The sequence below is a fragment of the Nocardia sp. 348MFTsu5.1 genome (assembly GCF_000383535.1).
Taxonomy (GTDB): Bacteria; Actinomycetota; Actinomycetes; order Mycobacteriales; family Mycobacteriaceae; genus Williamsia; species Williamsia faeni.
This window is the reverse complement of sequence record NZ_KB911519.1, coordinates 133,745-160,385: the sequence shown is the minus strand read 5'-3', so window position 1 is coordinate 160,385 and position 26,641 is coordinate 133,745. Positions and strand designations below refer to the sequence as shown.

At 62.3% G+C, this 26,641-nt stretch carries 24 protein-coding genes, 1 pseudogene and 1 riboswitch; of the genes and pseudogenes, 16 read left to right on the top strand and 9 right to left on the bottom strand.

Annotation, left to right across the window (positions count from 1 at the left end):
* Window positions 1-15: 15 nt before the first annotated feature.
* Window positions 16-861 (bottom strand): class I SAM-dependent methyltransferase, encoded by an 846-nt coding sequence (locus H290_RS0120120; RefSeq protein WP_020108635.1) that lies wholly within the window; start codon window positions 859-861, stop codon window positions 16-18.
* Between the two features lie 270 nt (window positions 862-1,131).
* Here H290_RS0120120 and H290_RS0120115 point away from each other — a divergent pair, with 270 nt between their 5' ends.
* From H290_RS0120115 to H290_RS0120100, 4 genes are all read left to right on the top strand, one after another.
* Window positions 1,132-1,812 (top strand): response regulator transcription factor, encoded by a 681-nt coding sequence (locus H290_RS0120115; RefSeq protein ID WP_231373779.1) that lies wholly within the window; start codon window positions 1,132-1,134, stop codon window positions 1,810-1,812.
* On the top strand, window positions 1,779-2,990 hold the full coding sequence (locus H290_RS0120110) for a sensor histidine kinase (RefSeq protein WP_020108633.1): 1,212 nt from the start codon (window positions 1,779-1,781) through the stop codon (window positions 2,988-2,990). Before H290_RS0120115 ends, H290_RS0120110 begins: the two co-directional genes overlap by 34 nt.
* Window positions 2,990-4,027 (top strand): hypothetical protein, encoded by a 1,038-nt coding sequence (locus H290_RS0120105; protein ID WP_028463437.1) that lies wholly within the window; start codon window positions 2,990-2,992, stop codon window positions 4,025-4,027. Before H290_RS0120110 ends, H290_RS0120105 begins: the two co-directional genes overlap by 1 nt.
* 170 nt (window positions 4,028-4,197) lie before the next feature.
* Complete coding sequence (locus tag H290_RS0120100) at window positions 4,198-4,446, top strand: LuxR C-terminal-related transcriptional regulator (RefSeq protein WP_020108631.1); 249 nt, start codon at window positions 4,198-4,200, stop codon at window positions 4,444-4,446.
* A 6-nt stretch (window positions 4,447-4,452) separates the two neighbouring features.
* On the opposite strand, the gene H290_RS0120095 is transcribed toward H290_RS0120100, so the two are convergent.
* The 3 genes from H290_RS0120095 to H290_RS0120085 all read right to left on the bottom strand — a co-directional run bounded on the left by H290_RS0120095 (window position 4,453) and on the right by H290_RS0120085 (window position 9,140).
* Complete coding sequence (locus tag H290_RS0120095; RefSeq protein WP_020108630.1) at window positions 4,453-6,462, bottom strand: OPT family oligopeptide transporter; 2,010 nt, start codon at window positions 6,460-6,462, stop codon at window positions 4,453-4,455.
* Between the two features lie 175 nt (window positions 6,463-6,637).
* Window positions 6,638-7,780 carry a DUF1524 domain-containing protein gene (locus tag H290_RS0120090; RefSeq protein WP_020108629.1) on the bottom strand — a complete coding sequence of 381 codons (1,143 nt, stop codon included), beginning with the start codon at window positions 7,778-7,780 and terminating at the stop codon, window positions 6,638-6,640.
* A gap of 256 nt (window positions 7,781-8,036) precedes the next feature.
* A complete protein-coding gene (locus tag H290_RS0120085; RefSeq protein WP_020108628.1) occupies window positions 8,037-9,140 on the bottom strand; it encodes an HNH endonuclease in 1,104 nt (367 codons plus the stop codon).
* Window positions 9,141-9,232: 92 nt separating this feature from the next.
* On the opposite strand from H290_RS0120085, the gene H290_RS0120080 reads away from it, so the two are divergent.
* From H290_RS0120080 to H290_RS31960, 3 genes and pseudogenes are all read left to right on the top strand, one after another.
* Window positions 9,233-9,958: a hypothetical protein gene (locus tag H290_RS0120080; RefSeq protein ID WP_036519656.1), complete on the top strand. Its 726-nt coding sequence runs from the start codon at window positions 9,233-9,235 to the stop codon at window positions 9,956-9,958.
* Between the two features lie 574 nt (window positions 9,959-10,532).
* Window positions 10,533-10,667 (top strand): annotated as a pseudogene (locus H290_RS31795) (LuxR family transcriptional regulator); the annotation flags it as partial.
* A gap of 6 nt (window positions 10,668-10,673) precedes the next feature.
* On the top strand, window positions 10,674-10,796 hold the full coding sequence (locus H290_RS31960; protein ID WP_255327770.1) for a hypothetical protein: 123 nt from the start codon (window positions 10,674-10,676) through the stop codon (window positions 10,794-10,796).
* A gap of 110 nt (window positions 10,797-10,906) precedes the next feature.
* Here H290_RS31960 and H290_RS0120070 read toward each other — a convergent pair whose 3' ends face one another.
* From H290_RS0120070 to nhaA, 4 genes are all read right to left on the bottom strand, one after another.
* Complete coding sequence (locus H290_RS0120070) at window positions 10,907-11,665, bottom strand: hypothetical protein (protein WP_020108625.1); 759 nt, start codon at window positions 11,663-11,665, stop codon at window positions 10,907-10,909.
* 127 nt (window positions 11,666-11,792) lie between these two features.
* Window positions 11,793-13,610 carry a hypothetical protein gene (locus H290_RS0120065; protein ID WP_155976949.1) on the bottom strand — a complete coding sequence of 606 codons (1,818 nt, stop codon included), beginning with the start codon at window positions 13,608-13,610 and terminating at the stop codon, window positions 11,793-11,795.
* Between the two features lie 560 nt (window positions 13,611-14,170).
* On the bottom strand, window positions 14,171-14,488 hold the full coding sequence (locus H290_RS0120060) for a hypothetical protein (RefSeq protein WP_020108623.1): 318 nt from the start codon (window positions 14,486-14,488) through the stop codon (window positions 14,171-14,173).
* A 219-nt stretch (window positions 14,489-14,707) separates the two neighbouring features.
* On the bottom strand, window positions 14,708-16,057 hold the full coding sequence (gene nhaA, locus H290_RS0120055; protein ID WP_020108622.1) for a Na+/H+ antiporter NhaA: 1,350 nt from the start codon (window positions 16,055-16,057) through the stop codon (window positions 14,708-14,710).
* A 169-nt stretch (window positions 16,058-16,226) separates the two neighbouring features.
* Here nhaA and H290_RS0120050 point away from each other — a divergent pair, with 169 nt between their 5' ends.
* The 9 genes from H290_RS0120050 to H290_RS0120010 all read left to right on the top strand — a co-directional run bounded on the left by H290_RS0120050 (window position 16,227) and on the right by H290_RS0120010 (window position 24,603).
* Window positions 16,227-17,516, top strand: coding sequence for a uracil-xanthine permease family protein (locus H290_RS0120050; RefSeq protein WP_020108621.1), 1,290 nt, complete (start codon window positions 16,227-16,229; stop codon window positions 17,514-17,516).
* 144 nt (window positions 17,517-17,660) lie between these two features.
* Window positions 17,661-17,753: riboswitch (SAM riboswitch) on the top strand.
* A gap of 157 nt (window positions 17,754-17,910) precedes the next feature.
* Entirely contained in the window at window positions 17,911-18,876 is a 966-nt protein-coding gene (locus H290_RS0120045) for an amino acid ABC transporter permease (protein WP_081631659.1), read from the top strand.
* On the top strand, window positions 18,873-19,655 hold the full coding sequence (locus H290_RS0120040; protein ID WP_020108619.1) for an amino acid ABC transporter ATP-binding protein: 783 nt from the start codon (window positions 18,873-18,875) through the stop codon (window positions 19,653-19,655). Before H290_RS0120045 ends, H290_RS0120040 begins: the two co-directional genes overlap by 4 nt.
* A gap of 32 nt (window positions 19,656-19,687) precedes the next feature.
* Complete coding sequence (locus H290_RS0120035) at window positions 19,688-20,662, top strand: ABC transporter substrate-binding protein (RefSeq protein ID WP_020108618.1); 975 nt, start codon at window positions 19,688-19,690, stop codon at window positions 20,660-20,662.
* A gap of 107 nt (window positions 20,663-20,769) precedes the next feature.
* A complete protein-coding gene (locus tag H290_RS0120030) occupies window positions 20,770-21,300 on the top strand; it encodes a GNAT family N-acetyltransferase (RefSeq protein WP_020108617.1) in 531 nt (176 codons plus the stop codon).
* A gap of 6 nt (window positions 21,301-21,306) precedes the next feature.
* Window positions 21,307-22,761 (top strand): MFS transporter, encoded by a 1,455-nt coding sequence (locus H290_RS0120025; protein WP_020108616.1) that lies wholly within the window; start codon window positions 21,307-21,309, stop codon window positions 22,759-22,761.
* A gap of 8 nt (window positions 22,762-22,769) precedes the next feature.
* A complete protein-coding gene (locus tag H290_RS0120020; RefSeq protein WP_020108615.1) occupies window positions 22,770-23,711 on the top strand; it encodes an NADP-dependent oxidoreductase in 942 nt (313 codons plus the stop codon).
* On the top strand, window positions 23,708-24,145 hold the full coding sequence (locus H290_RS29315; protein WP_020108614.1) for a nuclear transport factor 2 family protein: 438 nt from the start codon (window positions 23,708-23,710) through the stop codon (window positions 24,143-24,145). The genes H290_RS0120020 and H290_RS29315 overlap by 4 nt, the downstream gene beginning before the upstream one ends.
* Complete coding sequence (locus H290_RS0120010) at window positions 24,142-24,603, top strand: nuclear transport factor 2 family protein (protein WP_028463431.1); 462 nt, start codon at window positions 24,142-24,144, stop codon at window positions 24,601-24,603. The genes H290_RS29315 and H290_RS0120010 overlap by 4 nt, the downstream gene beginning before the upstream one ends.
* A 4-nt stretch (window positions 24,604-24,607) precedes the next feature.
* Here H290_RS0120010 and H290_RS0120005 read toward each other — a convergent pair whose 3' ends face one another.
* Complete coding sequence (locus H290_RS0120005; RefSeq protein ID WP_020108612.1) at window positions 24,608-26,473, bottom strand: FAD/NAD(P)-binding domain-containing protein; 1,866 nt, start codon at window positions 26,471-26,473, stop codon at window positions 24,608-24,610.
* Window positions 26,474-26,641: the final 168 nt, after the last annotated feature.

The window sequence follows — 26,641 nt, the reverse complement described above, 5'->3', positions numbered from 1 at the left end:
ACACGCGCCGACCGATCACGCCTGAGCGCTGACTACCCAGCAAGCTGCCCTATATCGCACGTCCGGACCAACCTCGAACAGTGTGAATGCATCTGCCAACCGATCTATCACTTGACCATGGGTCGCTTTATCGACCGTCCCCAACTGACCGCCTACCGGGCCGAACGTCGTGACATATCGCAGCATGTCGGGTCGGGGCAGGCTCAGCTCGACATCGAGGGGCTCGACCGTTATGTCACGCCACCCGCTCGCCTCGAGGATGGGAGTGACGAGAGCGGGGTCCGCGAACGCAAACTGACCGGGTGTTTCCGGAGTACCGGGCTGGCGCGGCGGCACATCAGGCAGCAGCGATGCCGCGGCGCGTTCGGCGATCACCATGATGTCGTTGCTGTCCGGGTTCCGCCACACGATCATTCGCAGGTGTGAGCCTCCTTCGGCAGCTTCGTGGATGTTGCGGAACGCCGCCACTGGGTCGCTGAAGAACATCACCCCGAAACGGGAGATGACGGTGTCGAACTGTGCCTCCGAGAAGTTGCGACTCTGAACATCGCCGCACACGAACTCCGCTCCGACTCGCTCGGAGTGGGCCCGCTCACGGGCGACGGCGATCATCGGTTCGGAGATGTCGACGCCGACGGCCCTGCCACTGATTGCGCGCGCTGCCGCCAAAGTCGTGCTCCCCGTGCCACATCCGATATCGAGAACACGGTGACTCGATACGTCGCCGACAAAACGAACCAAGAGGTCCTCAAACGGTCGATACAGCCGGTCGAGCAAATCCTGATTCTCGATCCACGTCTGTGCGGACGGACCGTTCCATCGGGCAGCTTGTTCGGCGGCGATCTGCTCGTTCTCGGCCACGGCACCGAGTCTACGTGGCAGGGTTCGTCGACCGGTGGGATGATTCCATCTGTCCTGGCGCACGCTGGTTGGTAATTGAACCTGGTGTGGGTGGATTGGTTCTGATGACCACACGTTCGCATTACATAGTCGATGAACTATTCGTGAGACCGTTTTATGGATGGTGTTGTGACAGCGGCGATTCAGAAGCAGAGGTAGTTGCCTTAGGTAACTTCTCGGTGTAGTCGTGGCGCGCGCGAAATGTGAGCGCGTAGGTCAGAATGTGGAGATGTGTCTTCATGGCGGCCGGTGCAACCGGTGACCGCGCGCCGGGTCTTGCAGGTTGCCGTGATCGATGATCACGAGTCGGTGGTCGAGGGATTGCGGGCAATCATCGAGGAGGGCGATGAGATGGCCTTTGTAGGAGGTGCGGAGACGGTCGATGATTTGCTGTTGTTGACCACTGGTATCGATCTGGCGATCCTGGATCTCCGTTTGTCGGACGGATCGTCGCCGCATTCCAATGTGATGCGGTTGCGGGAGGCCAAGATCGAAGCGTTGGTCTACACCTCCGGCGATGAGCCGTTTCTCGTGCGGGAGGCAGCTGCAGCGGGAGTCCTCGGGGTCATCCGGAAGTCCGCGCGTAAGGCCGAGATCCAAGATGCGATCCGGACCGCCGGTGCGGGAAGACAAGTGGCGTCGGTGGATTGGGCAGCCGCATTGGATTCGGACCCGGGGTTTGTCGACCTGTCGCCGCGGTTGCGGCAGGTGCTCGAGCTGTATGCCTCGGGGGAGCCCACTGCGCGGGTGGCGAGTGAAACCGGTCTGTCGCCCGAAACTGTCAGCGATTACGTCGACCGGATCCGTCGGAAGTACCGCGATGCCGGAAGACCCGCACCAACCAAGACCGACCTGTACAAGCGAGCGATTGAGGATGGATGGCTACCGATTCCGCGACGATTCCGGCGGTAGCCGCCGCTGTCGAGGACGACGCGAGAACGGCCGGACAGCGAATCCTGCAACTGTTCTCACTGTTTGTCGGCGGCGGTTACCTGTTCTATCTGGTGCTGGTGATGCCCAATATCGCCCAGGCGATGGATGTGATGGACACGTGGTGGACCGTCACCGCGGTCGTTCTGATCTTCGGAACCGGGCTCTGCGTGGGCATTTTCGCTCTACGGAGCAGCATCGAAGTGCTCCGCCGAACCGCAGCCATCGCGGCGATCGGATTCTTGGTGGCCCTGGCGCTGTGGCCGTTGGGGTGGACCGGAGATCTGATCGACAGTGAGAGGGGCATGTGGTTCACGCAATTCAACGGGCTCGCGGCCATTGTCGCCGCGGCGGCGTGGCGAGGACGTTGGGCGTTTGTGTACCTGGTTGTCGTCACGGTTGTGTGCCAGCTGATCAATCATGAGATTCGGGTACCAGAGGCCAATGGACCGGTGTTGCCGGAAATGGCCTGGGGCTTCGCGTTCTGCCTGGTTCCGTTCTCCGCAGCGGTCATGGGTATTCGGACGGCGGGGATTTTGGATGCAACCCGGGAATCGGCGTATGCGGCTGCGGCCGAAGCCGCTGGGACCCAGGCGAGAGCGCTTGAACGAACCCGATTCGATGCGCTGACCCACGATGGTGTGATGTCGACTCTGCTCGGCGCCGCTCGGCAGGGCGCCTCCGAGCGCCTTGCCAGTCAGGCGAAACGAACCCTTGCCGACATGGACGGCTTTCAGGAACAAACCTCGGGAACCGATGTCGTCCCAGCCAATGCCGCTGTCGCGCAATTGCGAAGCGCTGTGGTCGATGTGGATCCGACGATGACGCTCGACGTCACCCGCAGCGACGAGGCGGGCTCGTATCCGGTTGACGTTGTCCTGACTGTCGCGGCTGCCACGTCAGAAGCCGTCCGCAACAGCGTGACTCATGCCGGGGCAGGAGCAAGCCGAACGGTCGCGGCATCCTTCGAGGTCGACTCGATTCGGGTGGATGTCGTCGACGACGGCGTCGGCTTCGATCCACGGAGCGTGCCGCCGCAACGACTGGGCCTCGCGGTGAGTATTCGGCGTCGACTCGCGGTACTCGACGGTGGTAGCGCCACAGTCGATTCACACCCCGGGCGTGGAACGCGGATCAGCATCATGTGGTCGCGGCCCTGATGGCCACACGTACCCGGCACGAGGCCCCACGGGACATCACCGCGATCCTGGGTATGCACACGCCGGCCGCCAAAGGTGTTGTCGCGGTGTATCTCGTCGCCATCACGTTCGTTGCCGTCCAAACCAGACAGGGGATCAGTGCCTTCTGGCCGGTAGCGCTGGGATTGGTGATCTTGGCGGCCGGCACCATTGGGCTCATCGCCGTGCCGGGCGATCCTCTGCCTGTGCCGGCGACCTGGTGTCTGGCCGCGGCCGGACCGATCGCAGCGGCGCTGATGTTGTGGGTGATGCCGGTTCCCTTCGAGGTGCCCCTGCAAGCGTGGACGCACGGCGCCGGCACAACCATCCTGTGTTTCATGGCCGTTCGCGGGCGGTGGATCAGTGCGTGGTGGGGTTTGCTTGGCATGGTGCTGGTGTACGCACTCTGGGCCGCGTTCACAAACCAGGGATTTCTGTTCGGTGCGAGCCTGGTGTTCATTGAGGCTGCTCCCTTGGCGATGGCGACGTTGCTGTCTTTTACACTGCGGCCCAGTGGAAAAGCGGTGTTCGAGCTGCGAGACGCCGCCACTGCCCGGATCGCTGCGCTCTCCGCCGCGAAGGCCGCGGCCGAGGAACGAGATGCCCGTCTCCACCAGCTCGATGAGGTGGCCCGGCCTCTCCTCGAACGCATCGCGACGGCCGAAGAGTTCACACCGGAGGAGTCGGCGACCTACGAACTCGTGGAGGCGAACCTGCGGGACCGGCTCCGGGCTCCCGCATTGACGACCCCGGAGATCGATGCGGCGGCGCGGGTGGCCCGCGGTCGAGGAGTCGAGGTGATCTTGATCGACGATCACGGGATGGACGCGACACCGACCGGCATCAGCGACCTGCTTCGCGAGCGGATCACCGAGACCCTCCGGGACGCCCGCGACGGCGACATCTGCGTGCGAATCCTGCCGCCCGACCGGCCGGCTTTGGCATCGATCTATGTTCATGACAGTGTGGGAACCCGACGAATAACATTCGATCACTCCGGCGCCGAGGTTCAGATCTAGCCCGGAGGCGGTGTCGCCAAGGTGTTTTCGATGCCCCGATTTCTGGTGCCCCCCGCATTGGGGCCCCCGAAAGATGCGTCTGGCGAACAGCAGGTCGCGGACCTAATTTTGGGATATCCGGCAGTCAATCCGCAGCTGCCGACCCCGAAGAACGGAACACCGTGTACACGATGGAAGCCGCCACACCAGTCACCCGGCCGTCCCTGAGCGATCGCGAGATCGAGGTCCTTCGGACCTGGCTCATCTCCGACACGAAGGACGCCGCTGCGCGCACGTTGTTCATCACCGAGGCGACGGTCAACACCCACATCACGCGGATCCGTGGCAAGTACGACCTGGTCGGCCGTCCCGCGGTCACCAAGTCACTACTGCTTGCGCGCGCCATCCAGGATGGTCACATCACCATCGACGAACTCTGAGCCGGCTCAGTCCTTGGAGACGGTGACGTCCTCCACCGGCTTCGACGCGATCTGCTGAGTCTTCTTGTACAGCCACGCCACAACGACGACAAACAGGATCACACCGAGGTATTCGGATGTGGTCTCGAAGTCGGCACCGGCGATGCCGATCGGATTGTCATCACCGGTGGCCGCGACGATGCCGGCGAACACAACACCGAACAGGCTCTCACCGACGATGAGACCGGTGGCCAGGAGCACGCCCATCCGCTTCTTGCGTTCGACGTCGCCGCCGGATTTGTCGGCCCACTTGTTGTAGAACGTGCCGAGGATGGCACCGATCGGGATGACCAGGGTCAGCGCGATCGGCAGGTACATACCCATGCCGACGGCCAGGGGCGGCAGGCTGAACTTCTTGGTCGTCCGGGTAAGGACTTCGTCGGCGATGATGACTCCGACGCCGATGGCCACGCCGACACCGATGAGCGTCCAATCCAGATCCCCACCGAACACGCCCTGCGCCAACGAGGAGATCAACGCGGCCTGCGGGGCGGCCAGCGCATCGTCGCCGGCACCGGGGGCCCCGACAAACCCGAACGCGGTCTGCATGAGCTCCAGGATCGGGGGAATGACCGCGGATCCGAAGAGCACACCGATGATCAAGGCGACCTGCTGTTTCCACGGTGTCGCGCCGACGAGCTGACCGGTCTTGAGGTCCTGCAGGTTGTCGTTGGAGATGGTCGCGACACCGAAGATCACGGCGGAGACGAACAACGTAAACGCAATCAGCGCAGTGTTTTCCGCGTCGGAGGCAGGGCCGTAGACCATCTTGATGAGCAGGGCCGCGATGATCACCACCAGGATGCCGACCCCGGAGATCGGGCTGTTCGACGAGCCGATGAGGCCGGCCATGTAGCCGCAGACCGCCGCGACGACGAGTCCGATCACGAACACCAGGATGATGCTGACGGCGATGATGCCGCCGGCCGTGCCATGCAGCGCGGTGTCGTGCACAAAGTCCCAGAGGAGCAACCCGATTGGGATGAGGGCGACGAGGATGACGATCGCGACGTAGTTGATGGGGATGTCCTGCTCGGTCAGGACAACCGAGTCACCTTCGCGGCGCTTGCGCGCGGACACCAGCGCGGTCTTTATGCCCTTGACGATGGGGCCGATGATCTTGAGCAGGGTCCAGATCGCCGCCACCGCGATCGCGCCGGCACCGACGAACCGGACATCGGAGGAGAAGATGCTGCTGACCCCGTCGAGCAGAGTCTCACCGGATGGAAGCTCTCCGTTGGTCTGGATGGGCAGGATGATGCCGAACGAGATGATCAGTCCGACGAGCATGGCGATACCGACCGTGAGTCCCACCAGATGTCCGACACCGATGAGAGCGAGGGACAGGCTCGCGCCCCACATGGTGCCGCCGGCACCGACCTTGATCGCCCCGGCCAGCGAGTTGCTGATCACCTTCAGTGCCGCGAGTAGCGAGAACGCCGCGGACACAATCGAGCCGATCAGGATGATCCGCAGGCCGCCCTTGTTCTCGTTGGCTCCCGCGGTGGTGTCGCCGACCCGCAACACCTCGGCGGCCGCCACCCCCTCGGGATAGGGCAGATCAGATCCGGTCACCAATGCCCGCCGCAGCGGGATCGAGTACATGACACCGAGGATGCCGCCGATGGCGCACACCGCCACCGTCGTCCAATACGGGAAGCCCGTCCACCAGCCGATCATGATCAGACCGGGCAACACGAAGATGATCGCCGACAGCGTTCCCGCCGCCGACGCGATGGTCTGGACGATGTTGTTCTCGATGATCGAGTGGTTCGAGAAGTAGCGCAGGATGCTCATCGAGATGACTGCCGCCGGGATGGCGGTGGCGAACGTCAGACCGACCTTCAAACCGAGATAGACGTTCGCGGCCGTGAACACCAGGGTGATCAGCCCACCGAGGATGATTCCTCGCAGCGTCAGTTCCCGCAGACCGGGTGTTGCCTTCTGCGTCGTGGTCGTCGCATCATCGGTCGCCATTGCGGTTACCCCTCAGACCATATGGGTGTGTGATCGATCTACCGTCCTGGGCTCGAACGCTAGTTGACCGTGCCACATACAGCCTGACGTTTCGACGACCGACCCGCATCAATTTCGCGACGGTTTCCAGCCGAAGCCGCGAATCGGGCATTCGTGATCTATCGGACGATAACTGCTACTCGCAGGCCACGCCGTCGCCGTCACGATCCAGCTTGGAACTGTAGCCGGGTTGACCCGCGTAGATGGGTGCCGCGCCGGCAGCTCGCACCGCGGTGCAGTTCTGGTAATAAGTCGACGACGGTGCATCGACGACCGGCGCTGGGGGCGGCGGCGTGTACTCAGGCGTTGGGGCCGGTGTGTACACGGGAGTAGCAGTCTGCGGAGCCACTGGAATCGGTGTCTGAGTTGTGGATTCGGGGACGTTTACGGTGGTCGACGGCGTTGACGGTGTCGACGAGACGGCGCCGCAGTCGGTGAGCACCCGTGTGATGGCGTCCTTTTCGGGCGGTGTCACCCACAAGTCGTAGGCGGCCTTCACGTCAACCTGCCTGGCGACGTACGTGCAGCGGTAGGACTTGTTGGGCGGCAACCAGGTTGCGGCATCACCGTCACTCTTCTGCTGGTTCGTCGGACCGTCGGTGGCCTGCAGGTTACGAGGATCGTTCGCCAGATCTGTGCGCTTCTCCAACGTCAGTTGCTGCGCGCCGGTCTGCCATGCATTCGACAGCGCGACAACGTGGTCGATCTGGGCGGCCGAAGACGTGGTCTCGCCTCGGAGGAAGTTGATGGACGTGCTGGTGTACGGATCGTTCAGGGTTCCGCTCGTCACCGTGCAGCCCTGGGAACCCGGCTTGATCGTGATCGAAACCAGGTCGCGGCGAAGGATGTCGTTGCGGGTATCGCAACCGTTATGGCCGCCCTCGACCGTCACGTCATCGGTCCAGGTCTGGCCGAATTGTCCACGGTCATAACCGGTTTTGGGTGCCCGACCCTTCACCGGCAAGGTGTCGAGTTTTTCCAGTGCAGCCGATGCGGCGACGGCCGTGGAGATCTGGGCCGCGGGCGTCGCAGTCGCCGCGGGCGCTTCTACGGTCGCCGAGGTGGACACGACCGTGGTGGTGGAAGTCGAAGTGGCGCTGCTTGATTGGGCAGGCTTGACGTTGGCGGTGTTTTCGGTGTCGTCCGTTGACGTCGATCCCAATGCCACGAGCGCTGCTATCAGCGCGACGCCGCCGCCGGCAAACCACGGCCAGCGCTTTTTCTTGGGCGGCTTCGGGTACGGGGATCCGGTCGGTGGTCGGTCCCAACTGGACGGCATGACAAATGGGTCGGGCACGGGGGTAGAGCCTTTCGATAACGATGATGCTGGCCGGCCGCCAACGGATTTACCCCCAAACCCGTGCGAAGCCAGACGTATGTATATCACCTACCGTCTGCGGTCTCGAAATCCTTCAGAATCTGTTTTCGCAGGTCCGGGACTGCGCGGCCCATTGGTTCGAATTACAGGCGTCGGATTCGCTGAATAAATACGGCCTGTCATTAACGGGCTTTGGATGAACCCGATTTCGGCCAGGTCAGGGTTTTGATGACCACATCGTGCGTGGAGTATCCCACTGAAAATCTGGCTGTAAGAGTTCGATGGATTTACGTCCGAGCCACATCGGCGTATTCGCGGGTTGCGTCGAATACAGGCCCCGCGCGGCCGCCGCAGTTCTCTCGTACTGGCTGGGCCAGTCGATGGATGCGGCCAATGCGTCGAGTCTCTCCTGGCCTCGGTCGAGTGCGCCCTGCACGTGTACCGGCGCCGGCAGGAGATTGGATTTGTCTCCGTTGCACTGAGGACACGCGAGGACGAGGTTGGCAAGACCGTCGATGCCGACGCGCGACCACGGGAGAACGTGGTCGACGTGCGCACCGGCGCCGACCGCTCCGTCGCAGTAGAAGCACTGGGAGCCGAACTCGCGAGACAACAGCAGCCGAGCCCGATTCAGCGAGACCCGGTCGATGCCGAAGAGGTGCCCGGCAAGATCTGGGGCGTCGTCTCGGAGGAAGGGGTTCAACCGTCGAACATCGTCGACCCAGGCAATCTGCAAAGCAGGCTTGAGCAGCGCAGACAACCGCGCCAATGCGTGGGCGACACCGGAAAACAGGCTGATGACGTTGCCCTGCTGGACAATGGCGGCGGCGGACACCTTGTCGTGCATCCAGCGGTCGTCGTAGAGGAAACAGGTATATTCCTGGTCCTTTGTGACCCGCTGCAACCGGTGGAGGGGCTGCTGCACCAGCGTGAGTTTGACGGCGGTGCGCGTCGACGCATACATCTCTGGCTCACGGCGGCGTGCGACGTCCACGGCGATCTCGAAGCGTGGTGGTGATGTCGAGGCCTTGAGCTTGCGCACCGCATCAGGAATGCGCGCGGTCGCGGTGGTGGACTGGCGCAGGTGGTGACCGTCGAGGTCGCGGACTTGGCGCCAGTAGAGCGCGATCACCCGGTCGGCGAGATCGTCGAGATCGACCTCGACCACAGCGTTCGGGTCGGAGGGGGTGTGCTCGACCGCATAGTCGAGCAACGCCAGGAGAGTAGCCAGCTTGTAGGTCGCGACGCGTCGGCCGCCCTCGAGGACGCTCATGAGTTGCTGTCCGAGCGCCAGCGGATCACGCGCGTCGAGGTTGTGCACAAGGCGACCATAACCGGATGTGTCGGTGGCCGGAGATACGGTCTGCGGACGAGTTGCCCATGGGGATGGGTGACGGTAGGTAGGGGGAGAACATGTCAGCAGGGGTGGATTTTCGTGTCAGTGCTCTGGTGAGTGCATGCGAACGCGATTTGGGGGATTCCGCAGAATGGATCACTCCACGTAGTTATCCGAATGCGTTGGCGTTGTGCATCATCGATGCCATCTATTCGACGGGGGCGCGTCATGCAACTGTTGAGAACATCTTCGAGCGGTACGGCATCTACCGCGCCGCGCAAGGCGGTGACATCGCGCAGGACGGAGCTCCGGAGTTGCTCCAGACCTTTCGTGAGTTGGGCGACGCGTCGGAGTGGGCGGCAACGATCGGCAATCGGAGGCCGACGTCATCGACGCCGGGTGCGCCGCTGAAGGCACAGGCGGTCAATGATGCCGCAAGTCGACTGGTCGACCTGGGGATTCACACAGCCGCCGACCTGCGCGAGGTGGCCGACTCGGATGCGCTCGACGCCGTCAAGAAATCGTGGCTCACCGTGCCGGGCCAACGATCGGGTGTGACGTGGACGTATGTGCTGATGCTCGCCGGCATCTCCAGCGTGAAGGCCGACCGCGCCATCGTCAGGTATGTCGCGCGGACCTTGGACGTTCCCGTTGACGAGGTGACTGCGGCGACCGCCAGTGAGCTCATTCGCGACGTTGCCCAATACAAGGGCTGGAACGCGGAGCACACCGAGCACGCAATCTGGCGGTTCGCGTCCAAACGCCCTGTGCGGCAGTCGGCCGTTCCGGTATCTGCCGACTAGCAATGCGTCTCGCACACCGGGCGGTTTTGCGATCGATCGCCCGGTGTGGCGCGAGGATTCGGGATCTCAAACACGATGTGCACCGTGCCTGTCGCTTGGGCGACGATGCCGGCCTGGGAGGTGGCCGAGTGAGCGGAGATCAGGGTGATTTCAACCCTGGTGTTGCGAAAGCCCAGACTTCAACGAACATGGGCCGGGTTCCTTTCGGTTCCATCGAAGGAACACGTCGTCCTTTTATTCGAAATATTTGGGGCCCACCTAACTAGGGCCAAAAGTCCCCGATTTCGCGCCGGATGGTGTTCCCTGCCCCCGGGTTGTGAGCGAATAAGTCGAAATTGAACGTGACGATCAATTCATTCAGTGGTCGCGAAAAGGTCACCGGGGGAGTGTGTTTGGCAATTCTGTTGCAAATAGGGGGCCTCGCGACGTTCGGAAAGACTCGTTTTGACCGTTAACGGTGCCCGTAATTCTAGGGTAAGGCCGCATTCGGCTAGCAGTTGTCGGACGGTGCCGGTATTTTCATTGAAGACAGGCAGTCAACCCTCCGGCTGTCGACCTACAGATCGGATCGCCAATGTTCACGATGAAAGAGGCAACCGCCGAGATCGTAGCCAGGCCGAGCTTGAGTGCGAGGGAAATTGAAGTCCTTCGTGCCTGGCTTGTGTGCGACTCGAAAGACGTCGCTGCACGCTCGCTGTTCATCTCTCCTGCGACCGTGAACACTCACGTCGCACGTATTCGTGACAAATATGACGCGGTCGGTCGGCCCGCAGCCTCCAAGTCGACCCTGTTGGCCAGGGCGTTGCAGGATGGCCTCATCACGGTCGAGGAACTCTGAACTGGCTGGGTTGGTTTTGTTGGTCCATAGCGCGGTCCGGGTTCACCACTACTTGCCCGGACGCGAATCGGACCTCGTCGAATGGGCATGAGCCGCCACGGTGAGCCCTGCTACATCGACGGGCCGTGTGTCCAGCCTGGGTAGGGCGGCAGTGTCGGCAGGTAGGAGGCGTCGATCGGATTGGTCGGGTAAACGAGGCCGAGGCCGTCAATGAGTGCCATGGGGTATTGCTCAACTGCCCAGTCGTTGCATGGCGGTTCTTGCATGCTTTCGTAGGAATACTGCTTGAGTGTCCAGCCTTCGAATATGTCCCTGTTGGGATAACGCTCTGGCTCGGAGAATTTTTCGCCTGTGACGGGCATCGTGGTCGTTGACGACGGGGCGGTCTGGGTGCGCTCTGGATCACGTTCGATGCGGACGCGCCACATCTCGGGGGTCGCGAGTATGTGACCCTCGGGGCTGAGCATTCTTGGATCGGTTACCGGCCGCAGGTCGGCGGGCTCATAGGGCTTGCGGGGATGTGTGGGGTGCGGTTGGTAGATGCCGAATGCGACTTCGCAAATCCTGGCATCGACCGTGGTTGCCGTTTCGACCACGTCGTACAACAGGTAGTGCTTGGTGCCAGACACTGCAATTGCAGGCTCCAACTGGGTTGGGAGTTCGACACTGATGTCGGCCTTCCCCTGGATGGTCTCGGTGCCCTCGTCGACGAATCGTCCATATCCGGGATAGCTGTTGTAGGGGCCAACCTTAAGCGCGACCGCAAAACCTTCAACTGCGGCTCTGATGACCGAGATCGGCTCGGATTGTAGGTCGATGGGCGAGTCGGTCGCCCATACGTTGGTGTAGGTCCCGACCTCCGGAGGCAATACGTACTCAGACGGGCTGCTCGCCGTTGCCGCGTTGGATGAACTAGATGGTTCGGTGTCCGGGCTTGGCGGCGAGCATCCGACAACGAGGATTCCAGCCGCCGCAGCAAGGAAGGTTCGAATCCGGTTACTCATTTAGCAACCGATTCTTGTACTCGTCATTGGACATAGTCTCGGTCGGATCTCCTTGCAGGGCAGCATATCTGCTGTCATATGAACCCATGTCGACGCCCGCGACCTCGAGCCGAGGCCGAAGGGCAGTGAGGATCTGATCTTCTCTATCAGGGCCATACAACACCGTTATTTCGCTGAGAGGACGAAGCCTCTCGCCATCAAAGAGCCGTTCGTCAATCTGCGGATTGGACCCGTCAGGGACCGGATTCGTGGATGCGTACATTTGGTAGTACTGCTGCAGTTGCGCATTCTCAACCGCATCTGGAATGTCTTCGGGGTATGGGCCCTGATCCGGTAGCTCGAGCTCCTTGTCCCATGTCGGAATGTACGGGGAAGCCAAATCCAGGCCGAACTCCGCGGTGTTGCCCACGACCGGGATCGCGCTCGCAACTTTCTTGATGGTGGTTTCTACGTTGGATGAGACGGCTGCGCGATCGTTGTTGCTCAGGCCGTCGGTTCCGGAACCGAGGTGATCGTCATGCCAGTTGTCGAGCTCAGCGGCTGTCAATCCATCCGTGAGCAGGTTCTGTAACGCTCCGTTCCGGGCGCCGATCTCGCCGGCGTTGGGTGTGTCTGGGTCGGTCGAATCCATCGTCACTAGATTGTGGGCATTGAGTGCCTGTTGAGTCTGGACGTCGTGGATGAGGCGTTCGCCGGCTTCCGGGTTGCCGGCGATCAACGCCATGACCCGTTGCGATTGATTTCGCAACGCATCGTTGTTTTCGCCGAAATCGAGGTCGTCGAATGTGCTCTCGTTGAACCCGAACGCCCCAGGAGATCCGCCGGCCATGACGTTCAGATAGGGACGAACCGCTTCTTCCATCGCACCGGCAAGGGCGGGATTGATGTCGCCCAGGCTTTGCTGTGAATCGCCGATGTTGACTAGATTGCCGAACTGCTCACCGGACCCTGACGTGCTGTCGAGAAGTCCGCGGAACGCGCGGGCAGACAAGTCGGACTTGGATGCGTTTGTTTGGTCCGCGGCATAATCGTCCACCCAGTTGGTCAGGTTTGCGGCGGTTCTGCCGTCGTCGCGCCACTCGTGGCTCAGCAGATTCTGAACAGTGCGATTTCGGTCGTAGTCACCGTCGAGTGCGGTTCCATCGGTGTAGTGGCCGGAAAGAATCGCAGCGGATGCTTCATGACTGCGGGTCCCGACGGACAGCAGGTCTTCCATTGTCTGCTGGTAGTTGTTCTTGAGATCGGATACTTCGGCCCCCGGGAAAGACGCCTCGACAGCTGGTGAATGTTGGCCCCACGCGATTTCGGTCTCGGCCTTTCGGATCAGCTCGGTTCCGAATCGTTCTCCCGGAGCTATCGCATTCCCTGTGTTGGACAACAACTTTGCGATCTTGTAATCCTGCCGGGCGATGTTGACAGGCTTGCCGTCGCGGCTCACGATCCATTCGTCGCGTGCCCGATGTGTCGCCCAATCACGGACCCACGGCGGCAGACTCTCGAAGCCGCCGTGGACATCACCTGTTCCGATCTTCTCGTTCGACAGGATCAACAATCCGGAACCAAGGGCCTTTGAATAGGCTTCGCCTTCTGCATCGCCTAGGCGGTCGAACTCGTCCTGCAGCTCGAGCGTCTGATCCTCCGTCAAGTTATTGAAGAACTGGTGGAGAAATTCTTGGGCGCCGACCGGGAGATCGTCAACGCGTTCGCCATTGAGGAGCCGCTGAGCCTGATCCGGTGTCAACCCTGCTGCCTCGAGGCTCTTGCCGACAATCCCCAATTCTTCTTTGGTCCAGCCGTCATCGGACATCATCGCGGCAGTACGTCCATCAGCCGCACTCAGGCCGAGTACAGCCGGTGTCAGGTCTGCCAGTGCCTGCAGGTTGCCAGTGACTGCGGTGGCGTACTGCTGGCACGTCAGCTCGGCCAGATCGGCCTTTCCTATGAGGTACGTGGCCCATTCGTGCCGGAGTTGAGCAACCGCTTCCTCGGAAGCGTCCTCGTCGTCGCTGAGGGGGACATACCTCACCTGCCACGCACTGTCGTCGTCACTGATCAGATGGAACCCATTGGAAGCGGCGTCAGTGATCGCGTTGTCGACTGTCGTCAGTGCGTTGTCGATTGCAGTCGCAGCATCACTGAGGTTTGTGCCGAGCGCTTCGTATTCCGCGGCAACCCGCGTACCCCACGTAACTTCTTCAGTTGAGCGATTCTCGGCGGCTATCCGCGCCTCGCCGTTCCAATCTGTTGTCGGCAGATCGAACTTCCGATCTGCCGTGTCGAGTTTGGTGCGCATAGTTGAGGCCATCGAGGACAACGCCGGCATCGTGAGTTGGTCCGGCATCCATGAGTCGAGTTGGCTCTTGGTGGGGGTCATTGCGGTGCGTCACCGCTGGGGAGGTACCCGAGCCCGCTGAATTTCGCAGCCGACAAATCGTCAACCCCGGTGAGGCCGTCACGGGTAGCGCGGACCACCGAAGCCATCGATTCCCACTGACCGGAGACGACTGCCAGCGACCCTTTGAGCGTTTCTGTGGCAGTTGCGGTGGCATCGGCCATTGGTGAGTCCGGCAGTGATGCGGCTACAACGGCCGAAATATCTGGGTGTGGGATCTCCGAGATCTCGGCTGCCACCACCTCGATATCGGCCGCCAGCTGATCCATCACGGCATTGTTGATGACAACGTCCATTTGATTCCCCCCGAAATGTCATGGTCGATTCGCTGCGGGAGCGTCGCCTCTATCCCTGGCTCCCCCCGGATCCGGTGCCGACAATATCGCATACTTGGGCCGGCCCGGCGCGGACCGCGCCAACTTCGGCCCACTCTGGGGTGACGGAGGGCTATCTACCCTTGGTGGGTCCTGGAGGGGACGATCATGGGGGACGCCTGCGGTCGCGGAAGCTCTTGCCTAGCTGTTGCTTTCGTCCTGGCCGAGATCTTGGTAGATATCGGGGATACCGTCGTGGTCGTCGTCGCGTTCTTCTTCTTCGCGGACCCGCCGGTAGTGCCTGTTTCGCGCTCGCAGCAGGATCGATGCGATCAGTGCCGCGAGCAATGACCCGGCCAGAACGCCGATCTTCACGTTCTCCTCGCGATCGGACCCCTCTCCGTACGCGAGATCGCCGATGAGCAGAGACACCGTGAAACCGATGCCGGCGAGTATCGAGATTCCGAGCACGTCGATCCAGCGAATGCTGGTATCGAGGGACGCCCGGGTGAATGCCGCCAGTAATCGTGTCGTCCCGAAGACGCCTACAGCTTTACCGACGACCAGACCGAAGACGATGCCCAGGGCGATGGGGTCGGACAGCGCATCGGTCAGTCCGCCGAGCCCGCCGATCGTGACGCCGGCGGCAAAGAACGCGAAGATCGGGATCGCGATGCCGGCAGAGATGGGCCTGATTCGATGTTCGAAATGTTCGGCCAGCCCGATTCCGGCTTCGGGTCCGCCGGCTTCCTTACTCCGAAGCACGGGAACCGTGAGGCCGAGAAGGACGCCGGCGACGGTGGCGTGGATCCCGGACTCGTGGACGAACACCCACGTCAGGACTGCGAGTGGGATGAGGAGCCACCAGGCCCGGATTCGGCGCTGAACGCAGATCGCAAACAGCACCAGCGGTACGGCGGCGAGCGCGAGGGCGCCGAGTTTGATGTCGTCGCTGTAGAAGAGTGCGATCACGGTGATGGCGAGGAGGTCGTCGACCACCGCAAGCGTGAGCAGGAACGTCCGCAGTGCCGCGGGCAGATGGGTGGAGATGACCGCCAGGACGGCAACGGCGAACGCGATGTCGGTGGCGGTGGGGATGGCCCAACCCTGGGTGGCGCCATCACCGACGTGTGCGGTGATTGCCACAAAGATCAATGCGGGCGCGATCATTCCGCCGACCGCCGCGGCTATCGGGAGAGCTGCGCGACTCGGATCGCGCAGGTCGCCGGCAACAAACTCGCGTTTGAGTTCGAGACCGACCACAAAGAAGAAGATCGCCAGCAATCCGTCGGCTGCCCAGGTGGCCAGCGACAAGTCCAGGTGCACACCCAATGCGTCGGTGCCGACATGGAACTCGCTGAGGGAAGTGTAGGAATCCGCCCACGCAGAGTTGGCCCAGATCAACGCAACGACGGTGGCAACCAGCAGTATCGCGCCGCCGATTGTCTCCTTCCGGAGAATGTCGGCGATGCGCGACGTCTCCGACCAGGATCCATGAGAGAACAGCGGCGTCCGAGGCTTCTGCTCTGGGTTTTGCTGATCGTGTGGCACTGTGTGGAGTCCTGACGTTGGCGTGAACAATACAAACACGCGCGCGCCCCGGTGATCGAGTTCAACGCACCGCCGACCAGCCTTTCCGGCGCGCCGAGATTTACCTTATCGCGGTGGATGTGTCGTGTACGTCGCGAGAATCGCCGCGCGATGACGCAGACTGGTGCGCATGTCGCAGGAAGATCTGAAACGTTCATCCCTGTTCAGCTGGACGACGGTCGGCAGCGGAGACGTTGTCTCGCCGCAGGAACGGTTGACGTGGCCCCGCACCGTCGGCATCGGTTTGCAACACGTCGTGGCGATGTTCGGTGCGACCTTCCTCGTTCCGGTGCTCACCGGATTCCCGCCGGCGACGACGCTGCTGTTCTCCGGCATCGGCACGATTCTGTTCTTGCTGATCACCCGCAACGAGTTGCCGAGCTACCTCGGTTCGAGTTTTGCGATCATCGCCCCGGTACTCGCCGCGACGGCCTCGGACGGGCACGCGTCGGCGCTGGGCGGCATCGTGATGGTCGGTGCGGTACTGATCGTCATCGGTGTGGTGGTGCACTTCGCCGGCACCGGCTGGATCCACGCGCTGATGCCGCCGATCGTGACCGGAACCATCGTCGCTCTGATCGGTTTGAACCTGGCTCCGACGGCGAAGACGAACTACGAGCAGGACGCGGTCACGGCCACGTTGGTGTTGGTGTTGCTGATCGCATCGTTGGTGTTGTTCAAGGGTTTGCTCGGACGTCTCGCGATCTTCACCAGCGTTGTCATCGGCTATCTGTTCGCACTGGTCCGCGACAAGGTTGATACCGACCCCATCGGTGCCGCCGATTGGATTGGCCTGCCCGACTTCCAGTCACCGTCGTTCAACCTCTCGGTGCTGCCGATGTTCTTGCCGGTGGTGCTGGTTCTGGTGGTCGAGAACATCGGGCACGTGAAGTCGATCAACACCATGACCGGCATCAACTACGACCACAAGATCGGCCGGGCATTGGCGGCCGACGGCATCGCCACGATGCTGGCCGGCAGCGGTGGTGGTTCTGCCACGACGACGTACGCCGAGAACATCGGTGTCATGGCGGCCACCAAGGTCTATTCGACCGCCGCCTACTGGGTGGCCGGTATCGCGGCTGTACTGCTGGGTCTGTCGCCGAAGGTGGGGGCGGTCATCGCATCGGTCCCGCCGGGAGTTCTCGGCGGTGTCACCACGGCGCTCTACGGCCTTGTGGGGATCCTGGGTGTGCATATCTGGGTGACCAACAAAGTGGACTTCTCCAAGCCCGTCAACCAATTCACCGCAGCCATCGCGCTGGTGATCGGTATCGCCGACTTCTCGTGGACCATCGGCGATTTGAGCTTCAGCGGAATCTCCCTCGGAGCAATCGCGGCACTGCTGATCTACCACGTCATGCGCGTGGTCGGCGGCTGGCGCGGGACTGTTGTGGTGGACACGGAGGACGTGGAGTAGTTGGCTCGCACCTCGCTGCGCCCATATGTACGGGGTGTCCTGCAAGGTCAAAATCACGGTGATTCCAAACGGAAAGCGTAGTGTCACAACACAAATCGTTTGCCGCTACTTGACGGCTGGTCTGTCGAGCGCATAGATTCCTCCTGACCATCCAGAGCGACCGAGAGACTTGGCTCTTCGACGTCGCAGCAACCCCGTCCCACGACGTGTGGGTGCTACCGCCAAGACCGATGGAGGAACGATTATGGATCGCGCTTTGTGGCGACGTTTGCACGTCGACCTGTGTCGAGCGGGCACCTGCGTCTGTACGCAGGTCTGACACACCACATCCACACACATTTTCTCTGCCCTATTGGAAGGCTTCTTCAGCGATGCTCGCTGCCCGCACACACCGGTGGTTACGGTGACCCAGATAGTTACCCGCCCCACTCCCGACGCCTCGGTCGAGGTGGATGACGTCGACCTCGTCATCGCACGTACGTGGCATCCGTGGCGTTGGATCATCGCGATTGCCGTGCTGGTCGTCGTCGCCCAGTTCTTGCACGGATTCGCGACCAACCCGGGCTGGGATTGGAGTACGTTCGCGCAGTACTTCACTGCGCCGTCCGTGATGCATGCACTGTGGCTGACCATCCAGCTGACCTTCTGGGGATCCCTGCTGGGATTCGCGATCGGCATCGCGCTGGCTGCGGCGAGACTGTCGAATAATCCAGTGCTGCAGGTGATTGCCTGGTTCTACATCTGGGCATTCCGGTCCATTCCGCTGATCGTCCAGTTGCTGTTCTGGTTCAACATCGCGTACCTCTATCAGACTCTTTCGGTAGGAGTTCCCTTCGGGCCGGGCTTCTTCGAGTTCAACGTCAACAATGCGATCAGTGGTTCGACTGCCGCCATCATCGGTCTGGCGTTGCATCAGGCAGCGTATTCGGCGGAGATCATCCGGGCCGGCATCATCTCGGTGGACCAGGGACAACTCGAAGCCGCTGCAGCGCTTGGTATTCCGAAGCGCCGCGAGTTCTTCAAGATCATCCTGCCGCAGGCGATGCGCGGCATCCTCCCGAACGCCGCGAACGAGGTCATCAGCTTGTTCAAGGGCACCTCGATCGTGTCGGTCATGGCGATCGCTGAGCTCTTCTACCAGGTGCAGGTCATTTACGGGCGCAGCGGACGCGTCGTGCCGCTGCTCATGGTCGCCACTGTCTGGTACATCGTCTTCACGTCGATCCTGTCGATTGTGCAGTTCTACGTGGAGCGGCATTATGCCAAGGGTGCGGTGCGCAACATTCCGTTGACTCCGATCCAGAAGGTCCGAAAGAGATTCTCGGACATCAACTTCGCGCCGCGCGGGGCGACCCGATGACCGAGCCGGTGGAGAAGTCGCAGTATGCGGTCGAGGTCAGGGGAGTTCGCAAGTCCTATGGTCCTCTCGAGGTCCTGAAGGGCATCGACCTGGTCGTGCGTCCGGGTGAGGTCACCGCGATCATCGGGCCTTCAGGATCAGGAAAGTCGACGCTCCTGCGCGTCCTCAACCATCTGGAAAAGGTCGACCACGGCATCGTCCGTGTCGACGGTGACCTGGTGGGGTACAAGCGTAAGGGCAACAAGCTGCACGAGCTGAGCAACAAGGAAATTCTGCAACAGCGCTCGCGGATCGGCTTTGTGTTCCAGAACTTCAACCTGTTTCCGCATCTGACCGTGCTGGAGAATGTCATCGAGGCACCGATTTCAGCGCAGCGGCGCAAGCGGTCGGACGTCGAGCCTGAGGTACGGGCATTGCTCGAACGCGTCGGCGTCGCAGACAAGGCGCACGACTACCCGCGCAGGCTCTCAGGTGGGCAGCAGCAGCGCGTTGCCATCGCCCGGGCACTTGCACTGCGGCCCAAAGTAATTCTGTTCGACGAGCCGACATCTGCGCTCGATCCTGAACTTGTCGGCGAAGTCCTCGAGGTCATTCGAGGGCTCGCACGTGACGGTGCAACGCTTGTCATCGTGACCCACGAAGTGGGTTTCGCACGCGAGATCGCCGACACGGTGGTGTTCATGGACGGCGGCGTCATCGTCGAACAGGGAACCCCGTCGGAGATCATCGATTCCCCGAGGGAAGAACGCACCAAAGCGTTTCTCGCACACGTCCTCTGATCCATCTCAATTTCAACAAGCAAGGAACAAACATGCCCAAAACAAGCCGGCGACTCGCGTTTGTCGCGTCCGCGTTGGTCGCGCTCGCACTGACAGCCACTGCGTGCAGTGACCCTGAGGCCGAGAACGAGGTCGTCACCTCCGACGGACAGAGCTTCGACCTGTCACCGGAGCAGTCCACCCGAGTTCGTGTCGACAAGGTCGACGACATCGCCGCGAAGGTGCCCCAGGCGATCCGCGACCGCGGCACGCTCATCGTCACCGGAGCCGGTGGTACCGCACCGCCACTGCGGTTCTACGCTTCGGACGACAAGACGATCGTCGGATCCGAGGTCGACTTCTCGTACCTGGTCGCGGACATTCTCGGTCTCAAGGTCGACCTGAAGGTCGCTGACTGGTCACAGAACTTCGTCAAGATCGACTCCGGCGAGAACGACGTGTTCATCTCCAACGTCACGGTGACCGAGGAGCGCAAGGACAAGTACGACTTCGCCACATACCGCCTCGACAACCTCGCCTTCGAGGCGAAGAAGGACAGTGGCTGGAAGGTCGACGGCCGAAAGGACGTTGCAGGCAAGAAGATCGGCGTCGGTTCGGGAACCAATCAGGAGCAGTTGCTGGTCGACTGGAACGAACAGAATGTCGCAGAAGGCCTCGCGCCGGCAGAGATCGTGTACTACCAGAACGCCGCCGACTACTACCTGGCACTCGGTTCGGGTCGCATCGACGGATACTTCGGCCCCAACCCGTCGTCGGTGTACCACGCTGCAACGTCGGGCGAAACAGAGATTGTCGGCACGTTCTCCGGTGCAGGTGATGCACTGCAGGGTGAGATCGGGGTCCTGACGAAGAAGGACAACGGTCTCATCGAAGCCGTCAACGAGGCAATCAACCACGCGATCGAGGACGGTAGCTACCAGAAGGTCATCGACCGCTGGGGTCTGCAGACCGAGGCCGTCACCACTTCGGAGGTCAACCCGGCCGGACTTCCCCGTACCGACGCATAAGAATTAGTTCGTTGAAAGTAGTGGTCGTCGGCGGGCACGTTGCGCCGGCGACCACTATTTTCGCCCGTGAAATGGGCAGGCCCCCGGACCGATGGAGGGAAATACGAATGAGTGCACTAGGCAGTGGCGCCTCCGGAACGACCACGGACACTGTCGATTCCGCCCAGTTGCAGATCGCCACCGTCTATCAGGACGATCCACTGGCAGCCCCGCTCATCGAGGAGTTGGCGCTCGAGTACAGCTCTCGCTACGGACGCAGCCCGGGGGAGCAGTACAGCGCGCTACGGGCATATCCTGCAGAAGAGTTTGCGCCGCCGGGCGGTGTGCTGATCGTCGCGTTGGCCGACGGCGTCCCGGTCGCCGGTGGTGCGTTCCGTCAGTACGACGCCACCACTGCCGAACTCAAGCGAATCTGGACGTCGTCGGCGTTCCGTGGCCGCGGTTACGGCAAGACGATCGTGGCAGAACTCGAAAAGATCGCGATCGACCGTGGCTATCGCCGAATCTTTCTCACGACCGGATGGAACCAGCCCGAGGCGGTGGCGTTGTATCTCGCTGCCGGCTACACCCCGCTGTACGACACGACACTTCCCTCCGATGAGGTCGGCGTGCATCCGTTCGAGAAGAGCCTGGCATGAAATCGGGTGATATCGATATCAACGCTGCGGGTTGACCCACAGACCTCCGCCGGATCACGCGCAGAGGTATTCGTCTGCGCTGCAGCGGGATTCACCACCCTGCTCGATTCTGCGGTTCTCGGTATCGGCATTCCGGCAATTCGTACATCGCTCCATGCCGGAACCGCCGAGGTGCAGTGGATTCTGGCCAGTTATTCATTGATGTTCGGGCTGGCACTGGTTCCGGCAGGCAGGCTCGGCGATGTGATCGGCCGACGGAGACTGTTCCTCGTCGGCCTGTCACTGTTCACGGCAACGGGCATCGTCGGCGCGCTGGCGTCGGGTCCGTGGATGGTCGTGGCCGCTCGCCTGGGTCAGGGTGCCGGCGCCGGGATCGTGAGTTCCCAGGTCTTGGGGATCATCACCGACCGGTTCACCGGTCGGCAGCGCGCGAAAGCGCTGGGTGCCTACAGCACCGCAGGGGGCCTGGCGGGACTGATCGGGCCGATCATCGGTGGTGTGCTGCTCGGGATGGCCGACGAGGACCTGGGTTGGCGATTGCTCCTGATGCTCAATGTCCCGTTTGCCATCGCCACACTGGTGATGGCGGTGATCTACTTGCAGCCCGATCGCACGTCGAGTGTGGGCGCGAGTATCGATACCGTGGGGTTGATCGCCCTCGCCGTTGCGACGCTCGCCTTGTTGCTGCCGTTGGTGTCGTCGTTCGGGGCTGTGTTCTCCGTCCTGTCCGTCGCGGTATCGGTGGCCGCGCTGATCGGATTCTGGTTCTGGGAACGCAGATTCGCCGCGCGCGGTGGTACTCCGGTCTTGTTGCCTGCGTTGATTGCGGCGCGAGGTTACACACTCGGAACGACGGTGGCACTGTTCTGGTTCGGTGCCGTCTTGGCGCTGAACGCGGTCCTGAGCCTGTACCTCATCGAAGGGCTCGGCTATTCGGCTTTGCAGGCGGCACTGGTGATGTCGGGCAGCGCGGTGACGATGGCCGTGACGTCGGCCTTCGGCTGGCGTCTTGTGTCGAGATTCGGACGTGGCGCTGTGGTGTGCGCTGTCGCCACCGAAGTCGTCGTCGTCGCGGGGTACATCGCCGCCGTCAACGTGGTGCCACGCGAGCACATCATCCCGGTGTTCGTCCTGCTGGCGGTGGTATCCGGAATCGCGAGCGGGCTGGTCGACGCGCCGAACCGTGCATTGACGCTCGAGTACGCGCCCGCCGGGGCCAGTGGCGTGGCTGCTGCATTCCTTCAGCTGTCGCAACGGCTTTCGGCAACGATATCCTTGGCGGCTGTTTCGGGTCTGTACCTTGGAATACTGGCGAGCACGGGTGATTTCGGGCCGGCGATTGCTGCCGGCCTCGGTGTGAGTCTCGTGATGCTGCTGGCCTCCTTGCTGTGCGCGGTGGCCGACCTGAGACGACGGCAAGAAACTCGGCCCCGGGAACAATCGAATGCATTTGAGAGTTGAGGTGCGGTATGACACGTGTAGCAGTAGCAACAGCTTTCGGCGGGCCCGAAGTCATCGCCATTGTTGATGAGCAACTCGCTGAACCTGCGGCGGGACAGGTGCTCGTCGAGGTCAAGGCGATTGGCGTCAATCCCATCGACTACAAGCTCTACAGCGGTGCGTTCGGGAGCGACGTTTCCACTCTCCCCTTACATTTGGGCAACGAGGCCAGCGGAGTCGTGGTCGCGGTGGGTGGTGCGGCGCAGGGTCGCGGCGGCCCGGTCTCGGTGGGCGACGAGGTCATCGTGAAAGGTGTCGGTGGGGTATACGCGGAGAAGGTGCTCGTACCCGCAGAGGCTGTGTTGCCGAAGCCGGCTGAACTCGACTGGGAGAGCGCTGCCGGCCTCCTCGGCGTTGCCGGCACGGCATTCGACACCCTTGAGACCGTAGGCATCGCCGCCGGCGACACACTTCTGGTGCACGGCGCCGCCGGGGGAGTGGGTTCGATCGTCGTGCAGCTGGCCAGGGCCCGCGGTGCACGGGTGATCGGGACAGCCAGAGCGATCAATCACGACGCGCTGCGCGAATACGGCGCCGAACCTGTCGAATACGGTCCGGGACTGATCGAGCGCATTCGTGAGGTGGCACCCGATGGAATCGATGCGGCGATCGACGCTGTCGGCACCGACGAGGCGATCGACGTGTCACTCGAATTGTTGTCGGATACTTCGCGTTTGGTGACGATTGCGGCATTCGGGCGTGCTGCGACGGAGGGGTTCCCTTCGGTCGGTGGCGCCAACCCGCAGAGCGTGGAACGGCGTTCGAATGCAGCGTTGTCCCTCATCGCACAGGCGGCTGCAGGCGAGTTCACCGTCACCATCGCAAAGACGTTTCCGCTCAGTGATGCGGCGCAGGCTCATGCGGAGTTGCAGTCGGAGCACCCGCGCGGCAAGTTTGTGCTGATTCCATGAGCGGCGAACAGGTGACCGGGCTCGACCGATGGGCAGTGACGGAACTGCTGTCCCGGTACGCGCACGTCGTTGACAATCAGGCGTGGGAAGAGTTGCCGTCGGTATTCACCGATGACGCGCACCTGACCGAGGCCAGCACTGCTGTCGTCGGACTGGACGGTATTCGCGGGTATCTCGAATCCTTCGACCCCAAGCGGTCGCACCACACGTTGAACACGATCACCACGATTTCTGACGAGGGAACGAGTGCTCGCGCATGGAGTCGATTCGTCATCATCGAGTTCGATGCGACCTCACTGACGGGTGACTACCTGGACGAGATCGTGCTTTCTGCCGCTGGGCCACGGATCACACAGCGGTCCATCAGTGTCCGAAACCGTCCCGATATTGCCGCGGAACCGGTTTCGTTCGCGACGTGGGCCGGCACGGCATGACCGCGGCCACCGAGTTACGTGTCGATGCGCAGGTCGCCGCCGACATTCTCGACGTGCTGGCTCGATATGCGCAGGTGATAGACAATCGCGACTGGGATCACGCGCATACGGTGTTCACCGACGACGTTGTGTTCGGTGTCGGTGAGTGGGCACAGACCGGTACCGCGGCCATTCGTCAGATGGTCGAGAACATACAGCCCTACCATCCCCACCACACGTCGAACACCGTGTTGACAGCGCTGCCCGACGGGTCGGTGCGGGGCTGGAGCAAGTTCTTCATCGTGCGGACGGACGGTACCGCCGGAAGCGGTGACTACCAGGACACGTTCGTGGAAACACCCGCCGGCTGGCGGATCGCACACCGCGTCGCGAGTCGCGGGAACCGTCGTCCCGACGACCCGGGTGGACCGTCGAGCAGGACCTTCACCTTCGACAGCTGGCGACAACCGAACCACTGAGCCCTTACCGGGCCACCGCCACGCTCGACTGTTCGATTTCTGCGGCCACCTCTGCGCTGAGCAGTTCGGACGCGAGTGAATCGTTGTGACGGAAGAAGCCTGCGTTGGTTCGGGGCCGGGGGAATGCGCTCGACCAGGTGTGGCCGGCGACCCAGGGACCGATCGCGTATCGAAGCGGGTGAACGACACCCTCGGCGTCCAGGATCCGTGATCGGCCGTCGACGGCGATCTTTGCCGCGCTGTCGGCAGTCGCTCGCACTTCAGTGATCTCGCCGCGGGCGAACAACGTGCGCAGCAGGGCGTCGCCGCTTGCCGAGATCGAGGCGACGGGAAGCCGGGCATCGATGAGCGTGTCGGCATGAACGGTGTCCGGGTGAGCGGTACTGCTCGCCCGGAATGTGCCGGTTGCGGCATCAGCGGTGAACGACACCTCGGGTCCCAGGAACCGAACCACGCCCGCGCGGGAAAGCGCGAGCAACTGCTCCAGGCGCAGCGGAGGGGGACCGCTGGCGTAGAAGCTGAAGAACGAATGCAGCCACCCTTCGATGTCCGTCGCAATCGACTGGGCCGGGATTCTGCCGCGGCGCAGCAACTCCCCGACGGTCATGTAGACCGACAGGAGTGCCGAGAACACCGCTGCGTCGTAGCTGAAGTACGGATTCGAACGTCGGTGCAGATCGTCCTCGATGTACGCGTTCAGGCGCTGCGTCACCTCATCGAGCCCCGTGAACGTCTCACCGGTCAGCGGTCGGTCCAGCCGATCGAGGTCGATGCGATCCTCCTCGCCGGGAACGAAGGTGCCGACGAGCTGGTCGAGTGTCGCAGACCCCCACTCGAGCGCGTCGAACTGAGACTCGAAATCGGCCCACGTCCCGCTGGTGCGGTCAGGATGGGCCGCGAAAAGTCGGTGATAGTGCGCCCACGCGATTTCCTTCGACGCGACCGGCCAGATGTCGTCCCGGAAGCTCAGCGGGCCGTTGCCGGTGAAGGCGTCGGCAGTGAAGTACTTGGGTAGCGGCGGGCGGGCCGCAGCGATGTCGTATGAGATTTTCGCGTGGTAGGGCACGCCCCGGCGCGATCCGGCGTACATGAGCGGTTCGCGGCCCGATGGCGAATAGATAAGGGCGCCTTCGGTGTTGCGGGCGAACGTGCCGCCACGACTCTCGGCGAGCAGCACCATCCAGTCGATGAATGCCAGACCCAGGCCCGCGACGAGGATCGGTTCGTCTGCGGGTACGACGTCGGGGTCCAGGTCGGCGGTGTATCCGGGGCCGACGTACGTCAACCCGTTGCCGGCCGCAAAGTCGTGGAGTGCGCGCTCGCGTTCCGAAGGGAGTGAGTCCGGGTGACCTTGCGCCAGCACGACGATGTCCGCGCCGATGACCGAGCCATCGTCGAGCGAGATCTCCTGCGGGCCTTGGCCGGTGATGTCGACGACGGTGCCCTGGTGGTACGTGACCCGCGCCGAGTCGTCCGCGGTCGCCTGCTCGAAAAACCAACTCAGATAACGACTCTGCAGAGTGCGGGAGGCAAAAGACCCCGGGGTGAACTCCCGTAGCTCGTCGCGTAGTTCGGGATCCCTGCCGAGTTCTTCTGCGTTCGCCTGCACCCATTCGGCCAAAGTGGGGCCAGGGCGTACGGGGCCTTCGACCGCGGTTGTGTCGTCGGTGAACATCGTCACGTCGTCCGCGACGGAGTTCATCCACAGCAACGAAGGTTGGCTTTCGCGCCAGATACGACCGGCTCCGGGAGGGAACGGATCGATGACGTGGATGTGAACGTCAGGGTCGGTGGCACGTGCCAGCAGCCGCTCGAGAACGCCGGTTCCGCGTGGGCCGGCGCCGACGATCGCAATGGTCAACGGGCTCATCTCGTCCCTTCGTGGGTGTGTGTGGCGCGCGGACGAATTCGCCGCATTTGCCACAGTATGCACGGGCTGAAAATACGGGCGAATTCCGCAAAATCACGCTGAGCAAAACCCTTTCCGCCGGTTGTAGGCAGCCGTAGTGTCTGGTGCACGTGTGGTCTACGGCGGAGG

Coding starts and splice junctions, on each gene's coding strand:
- H290_RS0120110 (WP_020108633.1), top strand. CDS start 1,779: ATGGCTACCGATTCCGCGACGATTCCGGCGGTAGCCGCCGCTGTCGAG.
- H290_RS0120105 (WP_028463437.1), top strand. CDS start 2,990: ATGGCCACACGTACCCGGCACGAGGCCCCACGGGACATCACCGCGATC.
- H290_RS0120100 (WP_020108631.1), top strand. CDS start 4,198: ATGGAAGCCGCCACACCAGTCACCCGGCCGTCCCTGAGCGATCGCGAG.
- H290_RS0120095 (WP_020108630.1), bottom strand. CDS start 6,462: ATGGCGACCGATGATGCGACGACCACGACGCAGAAGGCAACACCCGGT.
- H290_RS0120090 (WP_020108629.1), bottom strand. CDS start 7,780: ATGCCGTCCAGTTGGGACCGACCACCGACCGGATCCCCGTACCCGAAG.
- H290_RS0120080 (WP_036519656.1), top strand. CDS start 9,233: ATGTCAGCAGGGGTGGATTTTCGTGTCAGTGCTCTGGTGAGTGCATGC.
- H290_RS0120065 (WP_155976949.1), bottom strand. CDS start 13,610: ATGATGTCCGATGACGGCTGGACCAAAGAAGAATTGGGGATTGTCGGC.
- H290_RS0120060 (WP_020108623.1), bottom strand. CDS start 14,488: ATGGACGTTGTCATCAACAATGCCGTGATGGATCAGCTGGCGGCCGAT.
- H290_RS0120050 (WP_020108621.1), top strand. CDS start 16,227: ATGTCGCAGGAAGATCTGAAACGTTCATCCCTGTTCAGCTGGACGACG.
- H290_RS0120040 (WP_020108619.1), top strand. CDS start 18,873: ATGACCGAGCCGGTGGAGAAGTCGCAGTATGCGGTCGAGGTCAGGGGA.
- H290_RS0120035 (WP_020108618.1), top strand. CDS start 19,688: ATGCCCAAAACAAGCCGGCGACTCGCGTTTGTCGCGTCCGCGTTGGTC.
- H290_RS0120030 (WP_020108617.1), top strand. CDS start 20,770: ATGAGTGCACTAGGCAGTGGCGCCTCCGGAACGACCACGGACACTGTC.
- H290_RS0120020 (WP_020108615.1), top strand. CDS start 22,770: ATGACACGTGTAGCAGTAGCAACAGCTTTCGGCGGGCCCGAAGTCATC.
- H290_RS29315 (WP_020108614.1), top strand. CDS start 23,708: ATGAGCGGCGAACAGGTGACCGGGCTCGACCGATGGGCAGTGACGGAA.
- H290_RS0120010 (WP_028463431.1), top strand. CDS start 24,142: ATGACCGCGGCCACCGAGTTACGTGTCGATGCGCAGGTCGCCGCCGAC.
- H290_RS0120005 (WP_020108612.1), bottom strand. CDS start 26,473: ATGAGCCCGTTGACCATTGCGATCGTCGGCGCCGGCCCACGCGGAACC.